Annotated in this window: 4 protein-coding genes; 3 read left to right on the top strand and 1 reads right to left on the bottom strand. The window is 67.1% G+C overall.

Features of this window, described 5'->3' with window-relative positions; translation table 11 throughout:
- Both BIS11_RS12165 and BIS11_RS12160 read left to right on the top strand, forming a co-directional pair.
- Positions 1 to 1,440: 3'-5' exonuclease (locus BIS11_RS12165; RefSeq protein WP_253586121.1), on the top strand; the 1,440-nt coding region annotated here is incomplete at its 5' end.
- A 99-nt stretch (positions 1,441 to 1,539) separates the two neighbouring features.
- Positions 1,540 to 2,628 (top strand): TRAP transporter substrate-binding protein, encoded by a 1,089-nt coding sequence (locus tag BIS11_RS12160; protein ID WP_253421912.1) that lies wholly within the window; start codon positions 1,540 to 1,542, stop codon positions 2,626 to 2,628.
- Positions 2,629 to 2,696: 68 nt separating this feature from the next.
- On the opposite strand, the gene BIS11_RS12155 is transcribed toward BIS11_RS12160, so the two are convergent.
- The gene (locus tag BIS11_RS12155; protein WP_227390082.1) at positions 2,697 to 3,113 is read right to left on the bottom strand and encodes an acyl-CoA thioesterase; all 417 of its coding nucleotides are present in this window, start codon (positions 3,111 to 3,113) and stop codon (positions 2,697 to 2,699) included.
- Positions 3,114 to 3,253: 140 nt separating this feature from the next.
- On the opposite strand from BIS11_RS12155, the gene BIS11_RS12150 reads away from it, so the two are divergent.
- A partial coding sequence (locus tag BIS11_RS12150) for a PstS family phosphate ABC transporter substrate-binding protein (protein WP_253586123.1) occupies positions 3,254 to 4,143 on the top strand: 890 nt, incomplete at its 3' end.

The following is a 4,143-nucleotide window of genomic DNA, read 5'->3' as shown; positions in this document are numbered from 1 at the left end:
ATCTACGGCTGGCGCGGGGCGAAGATCGAGAACATCCGCCGCTTCGAGGAGGAGTTCCCGAACACCAAGACCGTGCGCCTGGAACAGAACTACCGCTCCACCAGCGCGATTCTCGACGCCGCCAACGCCCTGATCAGCCACAACAGCGAGCGCATGGGCAAGAACCTGTGGACCGACGGCGTCGAAGGCGAGCCGATCTCGGTCTACGCCGGCTTCAACGACCTGGAAGAGGCGCGCTACATCGTCGATACCATCAAGGAGAAGGTCGACGAGGGCATCAACCGCCGGGACGTGGCGATCCTGTACCGCTCCAACGCCCAGTCGCGGCTGATCGAGGAGACGCTGATCCGCCAGGGCATGCCGTATCGCATCTACGGCGGCCACCGCTTCTACGAGCGCCTGGAGATCAAGAACGCGCTGGCCTACCTGCGGCTTCTGCTCAACCGCGACGACGACGCTTCGCTTGAGCGGGTGATCAACGTGCCCACCCGGGGCATCGGCACGCGCACCGTCGAGATCGTGCGCCACCGCGCGCGCCTCGAGAGCATATCGCTCTGGCAGGCGCTTCACGATGCCCTGGGTGACGGCACGCTCAAGGGCCGGGCGGGCAACGCGGTAAAGGCGTTCACCAACCTGATCGAGCAGCTCGACAACGACGCCGCGGGCCTGGCGCTTCACGAGATCATCGACCACGTCATCGAGCACACCGGGCTGATCGAGCACCACAAGAGCGAGCGCGGCGAGAAGGGCCAGGCGCGGGTCGAGAACCTGGAGGAGTTGGTCACCGCCGCGCGCGCCTTCACCCAGGGCGACGCGTTCGAGACCCCGGAGGCCGGCGAGGGCATGGTGGCGCTCGAGGCGTTTCTGTCGGAAGCCGCGCTCAACGCCGGCGACCACGAGGCCGAGGAGTTCGAGGACAGCGTGCAGCTGATGACCCTGCATTCCGCCAAGGGCCTGGAGTTCCCGGTGGTGTTCATCGCCGGCGTGGAAGAGGGCCTCTTTCCGCACAAGATGTCGGTGGAGGAGCCGGGCCGGCTCGAGGAGGAGCGCAGGCTCTGCTACGTCGGCGTGACCCGCGCCATGCAGAAGCTCTATCTCACCCACGCCGAGACCCGGCGGCTGCACGGCAAGGAGGTGTTTCCGCGCCCGTCGCGCTTTCTGCGCGAATTGCCGCCGCACCTGCTGGAAGAGGTGCGCCTGCGCGGCCACGTCTCGCGCCCGGTGACCGCTTCGCGGCCGAGCTACGCGCAAAGCTCTGTTGATGCGCATGACGACCTGCCCGCCCTGCACGTCGGCCAGCGCGTCAGCCACCCGGTGTTCGGCGAGGGCATGATCCTCAACGCCGAGGGCGAGGGCGCGCGAGCCCGGGTACAGGTCAGCTTCGAAGGCGAAGGCGTGAAGTGGCTGGTGCTCGGGTTTGCCAAGCTCACTCCACTTTAGGCCCGCTTGCCCAATAAAACCCAACTGACGCATACTGCTCGGCGGACGCTGAACCACGCACACTTCTATAAAAAACTTCCTGCTGGAGTAGAACCCGCCATGCAACGCCGCCAATTTCTGAAAACCGCCGGCTTCGGCGCCGCCGGTGTCGCCGCCGCGCCCTTCGTCGCCACCGCCCAGGCCCAGGAAACCTACACCTGGGACATGGTCACCTCCTGGCCGAAGAACTTCCCGGCACTGGGTACCGGTGCCAACGACTTCGCCCGCCGGGTCGAGGAGCTCTCCAACGGGCGCATGCGCATTCGCGTGCACGGCGCCGGTGAGCTGGTGCCGGCCCTCGAGGTGTTCGACGCCGTTGCCGCCGGGACCGCCGAGATGGGCCACTCCACGCCCTACTACTGGCGCGGCAAGGTCGCGGCGTCGCAGTTCTTCACCGCCGTGCCGTTCGGCATGACCACCACCGAGATGAACGCCTGGATCTACCACGGCGGCGGCCAGGAGCTGTGGGACGAGGTCTACGCCAACCACAACCTCAAGCCCTTCGCGGTGGGCAACACCGGCCCGCAGATGGCCGGCTGGTTCAAGAAGGAGATCAACTCGCTGGCCGACATGCAGGGCCTGCGCCTGCGCCTGCCGGGTCTTGCCGGCGAGGCGATGAACGCCATCGGCGTGAGCACCGTGAACCTGCCGGGCTCGGAGATCTTCACCTCCCTTCAGACCGGCGTGCTCGACGCCGCCGACTGGGTCGGCCCCTACAATGACATGGCCTTCGGCCTGCATCAGGTGGCGGACTACTACTACACCTCGGTGTGGAACGAGCCCTGCGCGCTGGTCGAGACCATGATCAACCTGGATGCCTGGAACGAGCTGCCGGAAGACCTGCAGGCGGTGATCCGCGAGGCAGCGCGGGCGTCGAACCTGGCGATGTTCACCGAGTTCGCCTTCCACAACGCCCAGGCGCTGGAAACCCTGGTCGACGAGCACGGCGTCGAGCTTCGCACCTTCCCGGAGGACGTCATGCAGGCGCTGTTCGAGGCGTCCCAGCAGGTGATCCAGACCCAGACCGAGAACGACGAAGAGTCGCGCCGGGTCTACGAATCCTACCGGGCGTTCCAGCAGCTGATGCGCCCGTTCAGCGACATCGGCGAGTACGCCTACTTCAAGGGGCGCGACGCCATCGGCGCCTGACAAACCCCAAGGATCGACAAGGGCGCGCAAGCGCCCTTTTTATTGCGCCCTTTTTCGTGCCCGGCGGATCAGTCGCCGTGCACCGCGCGAATGCGCCCGTTGTCGTCGAGGGCCACCACCACGAAGCGCGCCTCGGTCACTTTCTGGCGCTCCTCGAAATGGCGCCCCAGCGGCGGGCGCACCCACACTTCGACATCGAGCTTGATCGAGCTGTGGCCGATCTCGCGCACCTGGGTATAGACGCTCACCACCGACCCGACCCGCACCGGACTCAAAAAGTCCATCGACTCGATCGCTACCGTCGCGGTGCGCCCGCCCGCCTCGCGCCCGGCGGCCAGCTCCGCCGCCTGGTCCATGCGATTCACCAGCCAGCCGCCGGGAATGTCGCCGTAAAGGTTGGTATCCTGACGCGAAGCCAGTAATTTGAGCGTGAGCTGCCCCTGCGGGGCGGGCACGTCGTCCAGGTCGTTGTCGAGCGGTGTCATGAGGTAGTCACTTCATTGGGTTGTTGTTGTACACGAACCCGACGGTGGCGCGTCGCCAGCGCCGTCGAGCGGGCGCCAGTTAACCACAAGAGGAATAGCGTTTGAAGCGTTGCATCAGGCCCGATCGATCCTGCGCCCACCTGACACTCTGGCTGCTTTTATGGCTTGCCGCGCCCGCCTGGGCGGCCGCTCCGGTCAGCGGCACGCTGGGCGCGACCGGCTCGGACACCATGGCGAGCCTCGTGCTGCGCTGGGGCGAGGCGCTGACCACCCGCCATCCGGGCATCAACGTGCAGTTCCAGGCCGGCGGCTCGTCGATCGCGCCCTCGGCGCTGGTGGCGGGCACCACGCGCCTGGCGCCCATGTCGCGCCCCATGAGCCCGGAGGAGCGCGAGCAGTTTCAGCGCCGCTACGGTTACGCGCCCGTGGAGCTGCGCGTCGCTCGCGACGCCCTGGTGGTGGTGGTCCATCGTCATAACCCGCTGAAGGCGCTGACGCTTTCGACGCTGGACGCGATCTTCTCCACCACCCGGGCCTGTGGCGCGCCGGGCCCCGTGAGCCGCTGGGAGGAGATCGTGCCGGCCGGCGACTGGCCTTACGGGCGAATCGCGCTTCACGGGCGCAACCTGGCCTCCGGCACTCATGATCTCTTTCGCCAGCGGGCGCTTTGCGGCGGGCACTTTCGCAACGATATCAGCGAATACCCCGGTTCCGCCGCCGTGGTCGCCGCCGTCGGCGAATCGCCCCGGTCGATGGGCTACACTGGCTATCATCACCTGACGCCGATGGTGCAGCCGCTCGGACTGATCGATGCCGCCGGCGAGACCATCATGCCCACGCCGGAAACGATTCAGAGCGGCGAGTACCCCCTGTCGCGCTATCTCTATCTCTACGTGAACGTGGCGCCCGGCGAGGCGCTGCCGCCGGCGGAGCGCGCCTTCATTGAGCTGATCATGTCCGAGCAGGGCCAGCGAATCGGGCGCGCGGCGGGGTTCGTGCCGCTGCCCGCCGACGAGCTCGAGCCGCTGTC

The sequence above is a fragment of the Halomonas sp. 707D4 genome (assembly GCF_024158685.1).
Classification (GTDB): domain Bacteria; phylum Pseudomonadota; class Gammaproteobacteria; order Pseudomonadales; family Halomonadaceae; genus Vreelandella.
The sequence above is the reverse complement of the archived record's forward strand: the minus strand, read 5'-3'. Positions and strand labels throughout refer to the sequence as shown.

Bases quoted from the DNA above. Each gene is read 5' to 3' on its own strand.
- BIS11_RS12155 (WP_227390082.1), bottom strand. From the start codon at position 3,113: ATGACACCGCTCGACAACGACCTGGACGACGTGCCCGCCCCGCAGGGG.
- BIS11_RS12160 (WP_253421912.1), top strand. From the start codon at position 1,540: ATGCAACGCCGCCAATTTCTGAAAACCGCCGGCTTCGGCGCCGCCGGT.